We start from the raw sequence: 15,805 nt of genomic DNA on the forward strand, positions 1-15,805 counted from the left end.
TCCGGCCGTGGACCGCGTGTTGAGCGAGCCGCTACTCAAGTTCAAGAAAGCACGAAGCTGGGCAGATTTGAAAGGCATCGCTGCGTCTATCGGAGAGCTGCGGGCCGAAAAGTACGATGTAATTCTCGATATCCATGGCGTGTACAAGAGCGCGATCATTGCGTTCCTGGCTCGCGGGCGGCGGCGTTACGGTTACAAGAACAAGGACCTTGGCGAACTCGGCGCGGCGTTTGCGTACAACAAGCGCTTTGGGCCACGGCCAAAAACAGATGCGTGGCGCGGCATGCGCGTGAGCGTGGCCGACGCGTTGGGCTATACCTTCGACGAAATCCCTGACTTCAATCTCCGTCTGCCGCCGGCGGCTACGCCGCTGCAGCTTCCCCACGGCGCGCCCATCGCGATGCTCTTCCACGCCACATCAGCCGATGAAAAGAAGTGGCCGATCGACCGCTGGGCCGAGACGGGGCGTTCGCTGACGGCGCGGGGTTATCGGATCGCGCTGCCGTGGGGTACGGAAGGCGAGCGCCGGGAGGGCGAGCAGATTGCGGCCCTCGTGCAGGGCGCGATCGTCTTGCCGAAGCTGACCGTGACCGAGTGCGCGCAGTGCATTGAGGCGTCGGCGCTGGTTGTGGGCATGGATACCGGGCTGGTCCACCTGGCGTATGCGCTGGGCCGGCCCACGGTGATGATTTTTACGGCAACGTCGCGCGAGCATTTCGGCATTGGATCATCGACGCATTCGGTTTCAGTCGGCGATCAGCATGCGCCGCCTAATGTGGCCTCGGTGCTGGAAGCCATAGAAGGCGTGTTGACGGGATCGATGGCGCTCGCCGCCCGCGACGTCGCGACGGGAACCGTGTCGTGATTCGACCTGCAAAAGCCGCTTAAAACGCCCTTAAGCGGCCTTCATGCGGCCCTTTAAGCGCCCGGAAACCCATCCGGGAACAGACGCTGGACTGCCGCCTCAAAGTGCTCAATGGGCGCCGCGCCGCGCAATGCGATGGGCGGCGGCGGTTCCTCATTGCCCACGCCGTCGCGCGACAGCACGCAGAACGGCACGCCGGTCACACCGAGCTTGGTCGCAAACTCTTCGTCTTCGATCACCGCGTCGGTGAGTTCGTCGCCCAGCAACGCCTCTTCCAGCGATTCTGGATCGATGCCGCACGTGGCGGCAATATCCAGCAGCGCATCCGTGTCGCCGATATCGATGCCGTCCTCGAAATACGCCTTGAAGATCGCACGATGTACAACGTCGAAGCGACCCGATTCACGCGCGAAAAACGCGGTTTCGAATGCCTTGCGGCTACGCGGTTGAACGGGCGGAAGACGCAACAGCAAACCGCGTTCGTTGGCCATCGGATAAACGGAATTTTCCCAGGTCTCGTGCAGAAGGTCACTATCCGGGTCGAGCAACGCCGTGGGCTCAGGGCGCAGTTCGAACGCGTGCCAGCGCACTTCGACGGCGTCGCCAAAAGCATTCTGAAACTGGTCGATGACCGGCACTTCCAGATAGCAGAATGGGCATACGAAATCGGACCACACGTCGAGGTACAGCTTGGCGCTTGTCATATAAGGCTCGTTTGATATTCGTATTCAGCGAAATTTAGTCCGAAATTCTACCCCGCATTCGGCTTTTTCTCCTTCCACTCTTTGTCCCGGCAGTCACGGTTGCGCGATGTCATGTGTGCGGACAGCTTGTTCACTTTCGAATATCTCTCTGAGATTGGTGATCTGTTGGATATCTGCACAATCGGGCAATTGCGCGAATCGAGTCTTAGCGCGACCGATGAAGAGAGAGACTATGAAACCGCTTCGAATCACATGGCCGGTTGTCGTGTCGTGTGGGTCTCAAGCCACCGCTGCTGGACGCGTTCACGGCATCGGACTGCCAATTGTCATGCGGCAACCGTGCCATCTTGCGGTCGCGCAGCGCGAGCAACAGGGTGTCACCGAAAAGGATGGCGCACTCGTTCGTGATAGGATCCGCCCACTATTAAACAGGGGGCCTCAATGGCATTCAAAGAAACGAAGGGTAACAAGACCGTCGAGGCACTCGTAATGCCCGCACCGGGCGCAATGTTCAAGGGCTATATCCGCGTTGTCACGCAGCACGGAAACGAGTCCATTGGGCAAACAATTGGACGCGGATGTGGACGTCCGGTAAAAACCGAGCAGGCTGCGCTTGAACTCGCAGAGATCGAAGCACGTCGAGTAATCGGCGGCAAGTAATTGCGTAAAGCAGCTCTGAGCGCCTGCTCGGAGCTGGCCGTCGGCGACACGCTTGGCCGAGGTGTTGTACCGTCATGCCAGAGGTCCTCTAGGACACCACGTGGACCGATGCGCATCGCGACGTTCCAAATGGCGACTTCTTCGCCGCATCAATGCAGAGCGTAAGCTCGAAACCCAACATAACGATCCACGTCTTTCCGGCTCTGTGCGGGAGTGTCCTTCGCGGCGATACAAGCAATAAATGCCGTCTGCAGAATTCTGCAATCCTGTGTTTTGCGCACTTAAAACCCGCCGTCCAATTCGATCTTCGTGCCATCGCTGAAGCGGCTCAGCCGGAACGCGCGCGGGTCCACCAGCGGCTCGTCGTTCGCGACCATATCGGCCATCAGCTTCCCGGCACCCGGCCCGATCCCGAAACCGTGACCCGAAAATCCCGTGGCGATGAACATGCCCGGAACCTGTTGCGCGGCCGAAATGACCGGCACAGCATCCGGCGTGACGTCGATATAACCCGCCCATGCCTGCGCCACTTTCACATTCCCAAGCGCTGGAAAGAGCGCACGGAACGCGTTGATTGCGACATCGTTGAATTTTTGAGTGGGCGTGGGATCGAGCGTCCGAACGGTTTCGAAGACGGTCGGCTGGTCGAGTCGCCATGTCCGCGGCTGGCGCAATGCCTCGAAGAATCGTTCGCCAAAAGCGAAGTCCATCGACCCGAAATGGCTTTTCAGCGCCGGCAGATATTGGCTGAACAGCCGAAAGCTGTCGGGGGTGATTTCGGCCAGGCTGCGAAACGCATTCGCAATCGTGTAGCCGCCATCCAGCCGTTTGCGGTATCCGACGGTCTGGTTGCAAGCACTGACTTCAGGTCCGCCGTCGACCGGTTCCGTGCGCAGGACCGACGACCTCACACTCAGCTGCGGCAGCTCAACGCCAACGCTGCCCGCGAACAAGCGCGTCCACGCACCGCCCGCTACCACCACGCTCGAGCAGCGGATCGGGCCGTATTCGGTCACAACAGCACTGATTGCCCCAGCGCTCGTTTCGATGCCGCGCACGGCGCACGGCGTTAGAACCTTCACCCCCTTGGCACGTAGCGCGTGGGCGATGGCCGGTGCCGCGCGCTGTGGCTCCGCCCGGCCGTCGGAGGGAGTGTAGATGCCGCCGGGAAACTTGCACGCGACGCCCGGCATCAGCGTGGCCGTTTCGTCGCTCGACGTGATGCGGGAATCGATGCCCTCGCGGCCTACCAGGCTCACCGCGCGTGCCAGCCAGCTTTCGTGGTCGGCGAGGGCCTTGAGGTCGTCGGCGGCATAGAGGATGCCGCATTGCCGGAACCCTGTATCAATGCCGAGCGTCCGGTCCAGTTCGCGCCACAGCTTGAGGCTTTCGAGACTGAGTTCCAGCTCGCGCAAGTCGCGATGTGTCGCGCGGCACCAGCCCCAGTTACGGCTCGATTGCTCGCCGGCAATAGCGCCTTTCTCGCAGACGGCTACCGAGATGCCCTTCCCGGCGAGGTAGAGGGCCGTGCTCACGCCAATAATGCCGCCGCCAATCACGACAACATCGACGCGCTCGGGTAAATCACGATCTTCAGAGACTTCAACTACTTGCGGACCCATCTATCCTCCTTGAAAGGGGCCTGCGCCGGGACGAATCCGGCAACACACCCGCGGTGCTTTCGGGCATCCTGTGTGCTTCGCTTCACCCCGATGGCGCGTCAAAGCCGACGGCGCATGTCAGCCGGCTTGGCGGTCGATCCATGCTGCGGCTGGTTCGCGCGGCATATCCACCCTGACTTTCTGGAGAACACTCGTGCAAAAGACAGCATCGGCTAAATGGAGTGGTGGCATCAAGGACGGTAAAGGTTACATTTCGACGCAAACAGGCGTGTTGAAAGACGCACCCTATGGGTTTGCAGCCCGTTTCGAAGAAGGTCCAGGAACGAATCCGGAAGAGCTGATCGGCGCCGCGCATTCAGGTTGTTTCACGATGGCGCTATCCCTGCAGCTTACGCAGGCGGGGCTCACGGCGGAAAGCCTGGAGACGAAGTCTACCGTGACGCTGGAGAAGGACGGCGAAGGGTTCTCGATTACCGCCTGCCATCTGGATTTGAAAGGGAAAGTGCCCGGCACGGACAAAGCCACGTTCGAGAAGCTCGCTAACGCGGCGAAAGAAGGTTGCCCGGTGTCCAAGTTGTTCGCTGGAAACGCGAAGATTACGCTGAACACGGAATTCATCGCCTGAGTTTCGTTTTGAATGAGTGAACTGAGTGACTCAAGGGCGCGGCCGCGAAACGGGCCGCGCCCTTTCTTTTGCAGAGTTTGCTGTCGGCGGTCATCGAGTGGCCCAGCAGAGCGAACCTCGCGGCCCCCTCGCGGATATTCATCTGATACACGCCACCGATTAAAATCGTAGGGCGACTTATCCACATTTTTTGTGGATAGCCATGTGGACAACGTGCGTGAGCAGTGGCCAACTCACTGACGCGTAACGGTTTACGGTTCCCCAACGTTTCGAAGGCAGGAACGCTGTCCACAGCCGGTAATGCATCTTCAGGCGGTTGTTGCAAGCCCTGCAACGGGCCGCGCGGGCCAAGAACCTGTAATCTGACGGCACTTTCAAGTAATCGGGGGCCGGACTAAAGCCTACAGCCGGTCAGCCTTCCTGATATTTCCATCCACACGCAGCACCGCCTGGAGCATCGATGAAATTCAAGCTGGACTGGACGTGCATTGCGCCATTTGCCGCACTTGTCATCCTGGGACTGACGTTCGCCATGCCGAACGGCTTCCTGTTGACACTCTCCGCCGTTGCCCTCGCGTTCGCCGTATTCGCCGCGATCCATCACGCTGAAGTGGTGGCGCATCGCGTTGGCGAGCCGTTTGGCACGCTGGTGCTCGCGATCGCGGTCACAGTGATCGAAGTGGCGCTGATTGTCTCTGTCATGCTGACGGGCGGCCCGGAAAAAGCAGCGTTGCCGCGCGACACGGTATTCGCCACGATCATGATCGTGTGCAACGGGATTGTCGGGCTTTGCCTGCTCGTGGGCGGCATGCGCCATCACGAGCAGAATTTCCAGTTGCAGGGTGCAAGCGCGACGCTCGCTGTCCTGTGTGCGTTGTCGGTCCTGACCATGGTTTTGCCGGACTTCACCAGCACGGTGATCGGGCCGGTGTTGTCGACATCGCAACTGGTGTTTGTGGGCGTGACGTCGCTTGTGCTTTACATGGTGTTCGTGTTTGTGCAGACGGTGCGCCATCGTGACTATTTCCTGCCGCCAGTGCCTGCGCTCGATCCGAATCGAGGCGAATCCGACGACGTTCATGCGCCGCTGCCGACCAACGGATACGCGCTGGCCTCTGGCGGTTTGCTGCTGCTCTCGCTGATTTCGGTGGTCGGGCTGGCGAAATTGCTTTCGCCAGCGGTCGAAGCAGGCGTTGCCCGAGCCGGCGCGCCCGAAGCGGTGGTGGGTGTCGTGATCGCTGCACTGGTACTGCTGCCGGAAGGCGTCGCCGCATTGCGCGCGGCGCGGCTGAACCGGCTGCAGACGAGTTTGAATCTGGCGCTTGGGTCGGCGCTGGCGAGCATCGGACTGACCATTCCGGCCGTGGCGATGGTGTCGCTGGCGATCAGCCAGCCGATTGCACTGGGCCTTGGCCCGAAAGAAATTGTCTTGCTTGCACTGACCCTGATAGTGAGTGTCCTGACGCTTGGCACCGGGCGTTCGACGCTGCTTCAAGGCGTGGTTCACCTGGTTATTTTCGCGACCTTCCTGTTTCTTTCCGTCGTGCCTTGAGTCGTGCCTTGAAGTCGCACTTAAGTGATCCCCGCAGGGCAGGCGGCGCTTGGTCGGCACCAGGAATCAGCTTTTGAACAAAGAACGGAGCAATTGAGGTTTGAATGACGCGCTGTTGCGTTGACGCTTCAGTTGGCGCTTCATACCCCGGTGATCTCAAAATCTTTTTGCAATGCAGCATCGAATGCGTATAATAAGGGTATTCCCTAACGGGTAATCCCTAGTTTCGCTGAGGTGCTCTCATGAAAACCACTGCTCAAGGTTCGCTTCTTGTTTCGTTCGGTTCCTGGTTCCGCAAGGCTAAGGCTGTGGTTCGTCGCGAAGCTGTTCACGCGCTGAACCTGCATCTGCAAAACTGCGCAGTGCTGGCTGAAGCGTATCGCCGGAAGTAAATCGGCTGCAGTTTGAGCAACCGCTGAGTCGACGGTCCGATCGAGCTGTTTTATCGCTCTCGAGCGTCGACTAGCCTGCTTCGAACGAGTCAGGAAGGTTGCCGGGAAACTCGTCGGCAACCTGGGTCGTGATTATTGACTGTGATGAACGTGCTGAATGCTCGCTAGCCGTCAGGTCAGATTGCCCAGCCGCCGAGATAAAACACGGCAAGCACTGCGGCTATCACGACCGTGCCAACATTCAGCTTCTTGTATTCGCCGGCTACCACGCGCCCGATCACGAGCGTACAGAAGCCGAGCATGATGCCAGTCACAATATTCGCCGACAGCACAATGAATACAGCGCAGACGAGCCCCGACATGGTGTCGACAAGATCGTCCATGTGAAGTTTGCTCACGCTTGCAAGCATCAGCAGGCCGACATACATCAGTGCCGGCGCCGTTGCGTAAGAAGGCACGAGTCCGGCGAGCGGCGAGAAGAACATCACCAACAGGAACATCACACCAACGGTTGCGGCCGCCAGGCCCGACTTCGCGCCCGCCGCCACGCCCACTGTCGATTCAATATAGGCCGCCGCCGGCGCACCGCCCAGGCACGCGGCGACAATTGAACTGACTGAGTCCGCCGTCAACGCCCGGCCGCCGTTCACAATCCGGCCTTTCTCGTCTATCTGACCAGCTTGCCCCGCCACCGCGCGAATCGTGCCGGTGGCATCGAAGACGGCGGTCATCACCAATGCGAACACACTAGGCAGCACGGCCAGCGAAAGCGCGCCGCGAATGTCCATGGCGCCGATCAGAGATGCATGTCCAGGCGCACTCAGCGCGGGCCACGCGAACACGCCGGTAAAACGGACGGCTGGATCGAAGGCCAGTCCCAGCGCCGACAACCCGACCACCACCAGCAAGATGCCGCCCGGTACGCGCCGGCGTTCCAGCCCGATGATCGCAGCGAGTCCGAAGACCGACATCAAGACGGGAAACGCCGTGATATGGCCAAGCGAAACGGGCAAACCCGCGCCCGGATTCTTGACGATCAGGCCGACATCGTTCGACGCGATCAGCAACAGAAACAAGCCGATACCGATTCCCGTACCATGCGCCACGCCTGCCGGAAGGTTGCGCAGGATCCACGAGCGCACGCCCGTGACGGAGATCGCCGTGAAGGTGACGCCCATCAGGAACACGGCGCCGAGCGCAACCGCCGGCGAGAGCCCTTTGCCTAATACCAACCCGAACGCGGTGAATGCGGTGAGCGAGATTGCACAGCCGATTGCGATCGGCAAGCGAGCCCAGATGCCCATCAAGAGCGAGCCGAACGCAGTCGTCAGGCACACCGCCACGAAGACGGCGCGGGTGTCGAATCCGGCCTTGCCGAGCATGGCCGGGACGACGAACACGGAATAGACCATCGCCAGGAAGGTAGTAATTCCGGCGATCACTTCGCGCCGCTGGGTACTGCCGCGCGCACTGATTTGAAAGTATCGGTCGATCAATCCGCCTGATTGGGACGCGTGTGCGTCATCCTGGATGTCGATGCCGCCAAGCGGCTGGGCGTGGGGTTCCATCATGAGCTGTTCTCCTTTATCAGCAGGCTGAAACAAGCGGGCCGGGCGGTCTTTGACAGACCGGGCACGCCGTCTTCAGGGTCGTCTCGATAGGTTTATTTGTTGTGTTGGCGGGAGCCAACGCATTGGACTGGGGCCAGCACAGAGACTAGGGCAACATTAAGCCGCCTCCAATCTCAAAAATGGGATTCCAGTCATGCCGCGATCCTTATAAGGTCCGTTTCACTACGGCTTTGGCGAAATGCGCATACGGCATAAATGCAAAAGGGCCAGGTCGTTCAAGACCTGGCCCTTTTGTCTGTTTGTAACCGACCCGAAACCAACGCGATCAATTACTGGATCACGCGCGTCACACCCCGGCCACGCGGATCGGCAACCGGTTCTGGCGTCTTGTCATCGATCTTGATGACCTGGATATCGCCGTTGAAACCCTGTTTTGCGAGCGTATAGCCCTTCGCTTCCAGTTCCTTCGCGAGATCGCCGTCGATGGGTTTGTACGGCTCCCAGAAAATCGTGTTCGGCGGCAGCAACTGATGATGAAAGCGCATGGCCGCGACGGCTTCAGGCAAGGGCATGGAGAAGTCGTAGACGTTGCTGATCACCTGAAAGATCGACGTAAAGATCCGCGAGCCGCCCGGTGTCCCGATCACCATGGCAACCTGATCGTCCTTCGTGAGGATGGTCGGTGTCATCGAGGAGAGCGGGCGCTTGCGCGGTTCGATGGCGTTGGCGTCGCTGCCCACCACGCCGAACATGTTCGCCACGCCCGGTTTCGAAGAGAAGTCGTCCATCTCGTCGTTCAACACAACACCCGTGCCGTCCACCACCACGCCGGAGCCAAAATAGCCGTTGATGGTGTACGTATTCGATACCGCGTTGCCCCACTTGTCGACCACCGAGAAGTGCGTGGTTTCAGCCTTTTCCGGCATCGTGGTGCCCAGGCCCGGAACGACGCTCTTGGTGTCCGACGGCGTGTCGGGATTGACCTCGGACGCGCGCTTCAGGATGTAGTCGTCGTCAATGAGTTGCGCGACCGGCACCTTGTAGAAATCGGGGTCGCCGAGATACTGGGCGCGATCCGCGAACACGCGCTTTTCAATTTCCGCTGTCAGGTGAATATATTGCGCGGAGTTGAGCGGCACGTTGGCATACTTGTCCTTGAGGTCGGCCTTCATCTTCAGCAACTGAACGAGACCGATACCGCCGGAACTCGGCGGCGGCGCGGTGATGACTCTATAACCGTTCCAGCTCGCGAGAACCGGCTGCCGCCAGACCGCCTTGTATTCCTTCAGGTCCTGCGATGTGATGAGACCATGGCCGGCCATGGCTGTGGAAATCAGGTCCGCCGTCTGGCCTTCATAGAAACCCTTCGCACCCTTGTCCGAGATGCGCTGAAGCGTAGCGGCCAGTTCCGGCTGCTTGAAGTTCACGCCTTTATTCAGGGTTCCGAAGTAACTGTCGAAATTGGTCTTGCCGGCGAAGTCCTTCGATGCCGCGTCCTTGCGTTCCTGTAATTGGTCGCTGACTTCAAAGCCGTCTTGCGCGTACTTGATCGCGGGCGCGACGACCTGTTTCCATTTCAGCTTGCCAAAGCGCTTCTGCGCTTCCCACATGCCCGAGACGGTGCCCGGCACGCCGACCGCGCGATACCCGTACAGGCTCATGCCTTTGATGACTTCGCCTTTGTCATCGAGATACATGTTCTTCGTAGCTGCAATCGGGGCGCGCTCGCGATAGTCGAGGAAGTACGGGCGATGGTCCACGTAGAGCGTCATGAAACCGCCACCACCCAGGTTGCCCGCTTCCGGATACGTCACAGCCAGCGTGAAGGCGATTGCGACGGCCGCATCGACGGCATTGCCGCCTTCCTTGAGGACCTGTTCGGCGGCATCGGCTGCGAACTTGTCGGCGACTGCCACTGCCGAAGCCGTCAGGACAGCGGGTTGTGGTGCGACTTTTGCGTAGGCGGGCGTGCTTTCGACAAACCCGAGCGAGAGCGAAAACGTCGCGGCAGCGAGTGCTCCAAGTGCGAACGGACGTGTCCGATGCAGCGAACTCACGGACTTCTTCATGGACATCTTTGGATCCTCCTGAAAATGGGTGCCCGCCTGGGTAACAGTCTTGCCCCGAGTCTTGCCTCATCGCCTTTTCGGGCGAAGGGCTTAGGCGGAGACGCTCCGGGGCTTATACCACGGGCGTAATTGATTCCGAAAGGGTGGGAAGCCCCGTGCTTGACCCGGAACCGGGCCGAGATGGTCGCGAGTGGAGGGAAGCTAACTGCACGATCTTTTCGGTTGCGGGATCCGGTCGGCCACGGGAGGTTTATCGCGAGGTTGAGCGCGCCCTGGATCGATAGTGTTTTGCCGGCCGGCTGAACACGTGAAGCAGACGTGAACCGGCAGTCGCGAGGCCGGACGCATGCGTCGTTCGTCAGGCTTCGACGCCCGCGGATGCCGGTACTTCGTCGAGGGCGTACGTTGCCACAACACGCAGCACAGACTCGCGGAACGAAGCGACCAGGTCCGAGCGTATGCCGCTGCTCGGATACGACAGCACGTATTCGTACTCGATCGCGGCATCGAACGGCCGCACGACCACGCCGTGCGCGCGCCAAACCTTCGCCGCGAACGGTTCGACGATCGATACCCCCAAACCGCCCGCGACCATCGCATAGCGCGTGTGCGCGGTGTCGGTCAGCACGGTGTAGTTCGCCCGGTCTTCGCCGGCCGCGAACAACGATTGCTCGGCCTCATAGGGTTGCCTTGAATTCGGCAGCCAGCCGATGATGCGTTCGCCGCGCAGATCCTGCGCTCGTACGGTTTTTTTCTTCGCCAGCCGATGCGACGCCGGCATCGCGCACTGAGCCCGCGCGTGCAGCAACTTCTCCACCTCGATCCCGGCCACCGAAGCGAACGCCTGGCTGATGGCGACATCGGCCTTGTGGTTTTGCAGGATCGTCAGCACCTCGGGGACTTTTACCGAGTCGACACGAATGGGCACACCCGGATGGCGTTCGACGAAGTCGGCCAGGATGGGCGGCAGCAAGGTGCTTGCAAGCACCGGCAAGCACGCGACGGTCAGTCCTTCGGATGCCTCGTCGCGAATGATTTCGGCGACCTGCTTCAGGCGTTCCAGCCCCAGGAAATTCTCTTCGACCGACTTATAAAAGCGCAACCCGGCGTTCGTCGGATTCAGGCGGCCGCCCACGCGGCTGAACAGGCCGAAACCGAGGTCAGCCTCTAAATCGGCGATCAGGCGGCTGATGGCTGGCTGAGTGACGTGCAGCGCGCGCGCTGCACCGACGCTGGTACCCGTCATGATCAACGAGCGGAAAGCTTCTATCTGGCGAAAACGGATCATTGTATTGAATCACCTTGCATGAACCTCAAGGACGCAGATGGTAGCGCGAACTAAAGGTGCCTGCTGATTTACGGCCACGCGCGCGTAGATAAAGCGCAAGTAGGAAGCGAGCGGCGCGAACCTATACCCAAAACACATGGCCTATAACCACATGTGAGTGGATTCCACTTTATTGCTCTGAAATACTCCCGGCGAACTCAGTTCTGCCCGTCGGTTCGTAGGACATGTGTAAAGTTTTTTGAAGCTGATTGAAGGTGATGGTGGAGAAGGAGTCGAATGCGCGAGAGGCGACGCACACAATGCCAATCCTCGAACGGTAAATTCGAAAGTGAAATGTTAGGTGGGCTAAGATGCTGGCCGCCGTTCGTCTGCTTCAGCACGCGAACCGCGGTAGATAGCGACAAATAGCTACACATAACGGCACGCGTCGCCAGGTTGCACAGGGTCAAAAGCCCTTATGCTCCTGCGTTGCGTGCTTGATGAACAGATAAATAATAAGGATTCCCATGACGTTGTTTGCAGCTCCTGTTGCCCGTAGCACCCGCGTTGACGCGTTTTTTCGTCCGGGCGATGCTGTTGATCGCCGCGTTTCAGGCAAGTGGCTTACCGTCATTGCCGCGAGTGTCTGCGTTGCAGCCGCAAGCAACGTTCATCTGGCTCATGCGGCTATTGTGCCGTCCGGTGTGCAACTCGCGGCGAAGCAGGAGCTGGTGCGCAACAACGCGTCCGAGGTCGAGACCCTCGATCCGAACCTGGCCGAGAGTGTGCCGGCCAACAACGTCACGCGCGACCTTTTTGAAGGCCTGACCGCAACCGATGCCGAGGGCACCGTCGTGCCGGGCGTGGCGGAAAAATGGGAGCAGAAGGATGCAACCACGTGGATCTTCCATCTGCGAAAGAATGCAAAGTGGTCGAACGGCGAGCCGGTGGTCGCGGGCGATTTCGTGTACGGATGCCAGCGTCTTGTCGACCCGAAGATTGCCTCGCCGTACGCCAGTACGTTTGGCATCTTCTTGCTGAACGGCGCCGAGATCGTGGCGGGCAAGAAGTCACCAGACACGCTGGGCGTGCGCGCGATCGACCCGTATACGGTTGAGATCAAGACGCCGTATCCGGTGTCGTTCATCCCGGAATTGGTGTCGAATACGAATCTTGGTCCGCTCAACAAGGCCGCCGTCGACAAGTACGGCAAGGACTGGACCAAACCCGGCAAGCTCGTGAGCAACGGCGCGTTCATGCTCAAGGACTGGCAGGTGAACAACAAGCTCGTGCTGGCGCGCAACCCGCAATACTGGGACGCGGCCCACGTGCAGTTGTCGCAAGTGACGTACCTTCCGGTCGAGAGCGAGACCACGGACATCAAGCTGTTCCAGTCGGGCGACAACGACTGGGTGTATCAGTTGCCGTCCGGCATGTACCCGAAATACAAGCAGCAGTTTGCCGCCGACATGAAGATCGCGCCTATGCTCGGACTGCGCTACTACTCGTTCAATAACAAGGACCCGTTGCTCAAGGACGTGCGTGTACGTCAGGCGCTCTCCATGGTGATCGACCGCGATATCCTCGCACAACGCGTGACCGCGGACGGTCAGATTCCGGCGTATGGCGTGATCGTGAAAGGCGTGAAGGGCGCTGACGTGACGGCCTACGACTGGTCAACCTGGCCAATGGACAAACGTGTGGACGAAGCGAAAAAGCTGCTCGCGCAAGCAGGCGTAAAGCCGGGCACGACGCTGCACTTTGCGCTGAACACCAGCGACTATCACAAGAAAATGGCTATTTTTGCGGCCTCCGAGTGGAAAACGAAGCTCGGTCTCGACACGCAGATCGATGCAATGGAATTCAAGGTCCTGCTGAAGAAGCGTCATACCGGCGACTACCAGATCGCACGCAATGGCTGGGTCGCAGACTATAACGACGCCACCACGTTCTTGCAGCTGGTGCAATGCGGTTCGGACCAGAACGATAGCGGCAATTGCAATCCCAAGGCCGACGCGCTGATCAAGGAAGCTAACGAAAGCACCGACCAGGTTAAACGCACGCAGTTGCAAACCCAGGCCGCGAAGCTTGCCATGGATGACTATCCGATCCTGCCGCTACTGCAATACACCACGGTCCGGCTGGTGAAAAGCTACGTGGGCGGGTATTCGCTGAAGAACCCGATGGACCGTTATCGCAGCAAGGACATGTATATCGTGGCGCATTGAGCGCCACGCCAGACCCGCAAACCTATCCAGCAAACAGCAAGAGGCGGTTGCCATGACGTGCTTGGTCACGGCGCCGCCAGGAGAGATGTCCCATGTGGTCTTATACGTTAAGGCGCGTGCTGTTGACGGTGCCTACGCTGCTGATTGTTATTACAGTGTGCTATCTGCTGCTGCACGCTACGCCGGGCGGCCCGTTCGACGGTGAGCGCAAGGTATCCGCCGAGGTGCTCGCCAACTTGCAGGCGAAATACCATCTTGGCGAGCCGCTGTGGAAGCAGTATCTGCTGTATCTCAACAGCTTGCTGCACGGCGATCTGGGCGCATCGTTCCGCTACGCTGACTGGAGCGTCAACGACCTCGTGCTGCGTGCGTTGCCGGTGTCGTTGACTATTGGCGGTGTCTCCATGGTGCTCGCCATTGTGTTCGGTGTCGTGCTCGGGATTGTCGCCGCGCTGTACCGGAACAGCCCGGCGGATTATCTGCTGATGATCATAGGCAACGCTGGGAGTGCGTTCCCTTCGTTTGTTATCGGACCGGTGCTGATCCTCGTGTTCGCCATCCTGCTGAAATGGCTGCCGGCCGGCGGCTGGAACGGTTTTCATGTGCGCTACATGGTGCTCCCCATCGCGCTGCTCACCATCATCAACGTGGCGACCGTGGGACGCGTGACACGCGGCAGCCTGATCGAGGTGATGAACACCAACTACATTCGAACAGCCTATGCCAAGGGCTTGTCGCGCTGGACGGTCGTGCTGCGCCATGCACTGCGGCCGACCATGATTCCCGTGGTGTCGGTGATCGGTCCGCTTGCGATCGGTTCCATCACGGCAGCGGTGGTGACCGAGTCCGTGTTCTCGTTGCCGGGAATCGGCAAGCTGATCGTGAACGGCGCGGCCAACCGTGATTACACGCTCGTGCTGGGACTGGTCGTGCTGGTGACGGTGGTCGCGGTACTGCTCAATCTGCTGGTCGATCTCGCGTATGCGTGGCTCGATCCGAAAATCCGCTACTGAAATAATGAGTCAACCAGCATGAGGTCCGCAATGAAACAAGGAACGCTCGTCCCCGCGCTCGAGAGCGTGCTGGCCGTGCCGGTGGCAGGCCGCAGTCCATGGCAGGACGCCCGTATGCGCTTCGCACGCAACAAGGCCGCCGTGGCCAGTCTCGTGATCCTGCTGCTGATCACGCTGGCCTGTGCGATCGGCCCCATGCTGCTGCCGAATGCCTTCGATTCCACCGACTGGAACATGATGAGTTCCACGCCAACGTTTGCCAACTGGCACCTGTTCGGCACGGACGATACCGGCCGCGACCTGCTCGTGCGCTGCCTGATTGGCGGCCGTGTCTCGCTGATGATCGGCGGGCTCGCCACGCTGACGTCGGTCACGCTCGGCATTGTGTGGGGAGCTATCGCGGGTTTCGTAGGCGGGCGCGTGGACAACGCCATGATGCGTATTGTCGACATGATGTACGCGATTCCGTACCTGCTGATCGCCATCCTGATGGTCACGCTGCTCGGCCGCGAGTTTTACCTCGTGGTGCTTACCATTACCGTGTTTTCGTGGATGGACATGGCGCGGGTCGTACGTGGCCAGACACTCGCCATCCGCTCCAAGGAATACATTGAAGCGGCGCGCGCTATTGGCGTTTCTACCAGCGGCATCATCTTGCGTCACATCGTTCCGAACCTGCTCGGCATTGTCGCTATTTACACAACGGTTACGGTTCCTGGCGTTATTCTTACGGAGTCCGTGCTATCGTTTCTTGGACTCGGCGTTCAGGAACCCATGACCAGTTGGGGCGTGCTGATACAGGACGGTGTTGGCGTGATGGAAACGGCGCCCTGGATTCTCCTGTTCCCGGCGGCGTTGTTGTCGGTAACGCTGTATTGCATCAACTTTGTTGGCGACGGTCTGCGCGACGCGCTTGACCCGAAGGATCGGTAAGCATCATGTCACTGCTCAAGGTAAGTAATCTGGAAGTCGCCTTCGACTCGCCCGACGCCGTGGTCCGCGCAGTCAACGGCGTGAGTTTCGACCTGGAAGAAGGCAGCACGCTGGGCATTGTCGGCGAATCGGGATCGGGCAAGAGCCAGAGCGTGCTCGCCATGCTCGGGCTGCTTGCAACGAATGGCCGCGCGAAGGGCAGTGCGATCTATCAAGGTGAGAACCTGCTGACCATGCCGGCGAAGAAGCTGAACCGCATTCGCGGCAACAAGCTTTCCATGATCTTCCAGGACCCCATGACGTC

Annotated in this window: 14 protein-coding genes; 9 read left to right on the plus strand and 5 right to left on the minus strand. The window is 59.8% G+C overall.

Annotation, left to right across the window (positions count from 1 at the left end):
• Positions 1-865: lipopolysaccharide heptosyltransferase I (waaC, locus tag JWR14_RS18535; protein WP_299709608.1), on the plus strand; the 865-nt coding region annotated here is incomplete at its 5' end.
• Between the two features lie 53 nt (positions 866-918).
• On the opposite strand, the gene JWR14_RS18540 is transcribed toward waaC, so the two are convergent.
• Positions 919-1,569 (minus strand): DsbA family oxidoreductase, encoded by a 651-nt coding sequence (locus JWR14_RS18540; protein WP_299709610.1) that lies wholly within the window; start codon positions 1,567-1,569, stop codon positions 919-921.
• Between the two features lie 441 nt (positions 1,570-2,010).
• Between JWR14_RS18540 and JWR14_RS18545 the strand changes: the two genes are divergently transcribed.
• Entirely contained in the window at positions 2,011-2,229 is a 219-nt protein-coding gene (locus JWR14_RS18545; protein WP_299709612.1) for a hypothetical protein, read from the plus strand.
• Between the two features lie 281 nt (positions 2,230-2,510).
• On the opposite strand, the gene JWR14_RS18550 is transcribed toward JWR14_RS18545, so the two are convergent.
• Positions 2,511-3,851 (minus strand): FAD-binding oxidoreductase, encoded by a 1,341-nt coding sequence (locus JWR14_RS18550; RefSeq protein WP_299709614.1) that lies wholly within the window; start codon positions 3,849-3,851, stop codon positions 2,511-2,513.
• A 193-nt stretch (positions 3,852-4,044) separates the two neighbouring features.
• Between JWR14_RS18550 and JWR14_RS18555 the strand changes: the two genes are divergently transcribed.
• The 3 genes from JWR14_RS18555 (at position 4,045) to JWR14_RS18565 (ending at position 6,420) form a co-directional block, all read left to right on the plus strand.
• Positions 4,045-4,476 (plus strand): OsmC family protein, encoded by a 432-nt coding sequence (locus tag JWR14_RS18555; protein ID WP_299709616.1) that lies wholly within the window; start codon positions 4,045-4,047, stop codon positions 4,474-4,476.
• Between the two features lie 460 nt (positions 4,477-4,936).
• Positions 4,937-6,028, plus strand: a complete 1,092-nt coding sequence (locus JWR14_RS18560) for an ionic transporter y4hA (RefSeq protein WP_299709617.1) — start codon at positions 4,937-4,939, stop codon at positions 6,026-6,028.
• A 242-nt stretch (positions 6,029-6,270) separates the two neighbouring features.
• Positions 6,271-6,420, plus strand: coding sequence for a hypothetical protein (locus JWR14_RS18565; RefSeq protein WP_299709619.1), 150 nt, complete (start codon positions 6,271-6,273; stop codon positions 6,418-6,420).
• 176 nt (positions 6,421-6,596) lie between these two features.
• Here JWR14_RS18565 and JWR14_RS18570 read toward each other — a convergent pair whose 3' ends face one another.
• The 3 genes from JWR14_RS18570 to JWR14_RS18580 form a co-directional block, all read right to left on the minus strand.
• Positions 6,597-7,991 carry an NCS2 family permease gene (locus tag JWR14_RS18570; RefSeq protein ID WP_299709621.1) on the minus strand — a complete coding sequence of 465 codons (1,395 nt, stop codon included), beginning with the start codon at positions 7,989-7,991 and terminating at the stop codon, positions 6,597-6,599.
• Positions 7,992-8,320: 329 nt separating this feature from the next.
• Positions 8,321-10,066, minus strand: coding sequence for a gamma-glutamyltransferase (gene ggt / locus JWR14_RS18575; protein WP_299709623.1), 1,746 nt, complete (start codon positions 10,064-10,066; stop codon positions 8,321-8,323).
• Between the two features lie 352 nt (positions 10,067-10,418).
• The gene (locus JWR14_RS18580; protein WP_299709625.1) at positions 10,419-11,348 is read right to left on the minus strand and encodes a LysR substrate-binding domain-containing protein; all 930 of its coding nucleotides are present in this window, start codon (positions 11,346-11,348) and stop codon (positions 10,419-10,421) included.
• 506 nt (positions 11,349-11,854) lie between these two features.
• On the opposite strand from JWR14_RS18580, the gene JWR14_RS18585 reads away from it, so the two are divergent.
• From JWR14_RS18585 to JWR14_RS18600, 4 genes are all read left to right on the plus strand, one after another.
• Entirely contained in the window at positions 11,855-13,555 is a 1,701-nt protein-coding gene (locus JWR14_RS18585; protein WP_299709627.1) for a peptide ABC transporter substrate-binding protein, read from the plus strand.
• Positions 13,556-13,647: 92 nt separating this feature from the next.
• Positions 13,648-14,568, plus strand: coding sequence for an ABC transporter permease subunit (locus JWR14_RS18590; RefSeq protein ID WP_299709629.1), 921 nt, complete (start codon positions 13,648-13,650; stop codon positions 14,566-14,568).
• Positions 14,569-14,598: 30 nt separating this feature from the next.
• Complete coding sequence (locus JWR14_RS18595) at positions 14,599-15,501, plus strand: ABC transporter permease subunit (protein ID WP_299709631.1); 903 nt, start codon at positions 14,599-14,601, stop codon at positions 15,499-15,501.
• 2 nt (positions 15,502-15,503) lie between these two features.
• Positions 15,504-15,805: ATP-binding cassette domain-containing protein (locus JWR14_RS18600; protein WP_299709633.1), on the plus strand; the 302-nt coding region annotated here is incomplete at its 3' end.

It is taken from the genome of Caballeronia sp., from assembly GCF_028292365.1.
Taxonomy (GTDB): Bacteria; Pseudomonadota; Gammaproteobacteria; order Burkholderiales; family Burkholderiaceae; genus Caballeronia.

Excerpts from the sequence above, each read along its gene's own strand:
- JWR14_RS18585 (WP_299709627.1), top strand. The coding sequence starts at position 11,855 with ATGACGTTGTTTGCAGCTCCTGTTGCCCGTAGCACCCGCGTTGACGCG.
- JWR14_RS18560 (WP_299709617.1), top strand. The coding sequence starts at position 4,937 with ATGAAATTCAAGCTGGACTGGACGTGCATTGCGCCATTTGCCGCACTT.
- JWR14_RS18590 (WP_299709629.1), top strand. The coding sequence starts at position 13,648 with ATGTGGTCTTATACGTTAAGGCGCGTGCTGTTGACGGTGCCTACGCTG.
- JWR14_RS18550 (WP_299709614.1), bottom strand. The coding sequence starts at position 3,851 with ATGGGTCCGCAAGTAGTTGAAGTCTCTGAAGATCGTGATTTACCCGAG.
- JWR14_RS18540 (WP_299709610.1), bottom strand. The coding sequence starts at position 1,569 with ATGACAAGCGCCAAGCTGTACCTCGACGTGTGGTCCGATTTCGTATGC.
- ggt (WP_299709623.1), bottom strand. The coding sequence starts at position 10,066 with ATGTCCATGAAGAAGTCCGTGAGTTCGCTGCATCGGACACGTCCGTTC.
- JWR14_RS18580 (WP_299709625.1), bottom strand. The coding sequence starts at position 11,348 with ATGATCCGTTTTCGCCAGATAGAAGCTTTCCGCTCGTTGATCATGACG.
- JWR14_RS18570 (WP_299709621.1), bottom strand. The coding sequence starts at position 7,991 with ATGATGGAACCCCACGCCCAGCCGCTTGGCGGCATCGACATCCAGGAT.
- JWR14_RS18565 (WP_299709619.1), top strand. The coding sequence starts at position 6,271 with ATGAAAACCACTGCTCAAGGTTCGCTTCTTGTTTCGTTCGGTTCCTGG.
- JWR14_RS18545 (WP_299709612.1), top strand. The coding sequence starts at position 2,011 with ATGGCATTCAAAGAAACGAAGGGTAACAAGACCGTCGAGGCACTCGTA.
- JWR14_RS18595 (WP_299709631.1), top strand. The coding sequence starts at position 14,599 with ATGAAACAAGGAACGCTCGTCCCCGCGCTCGAGAGCGTGCTGGCCGTG.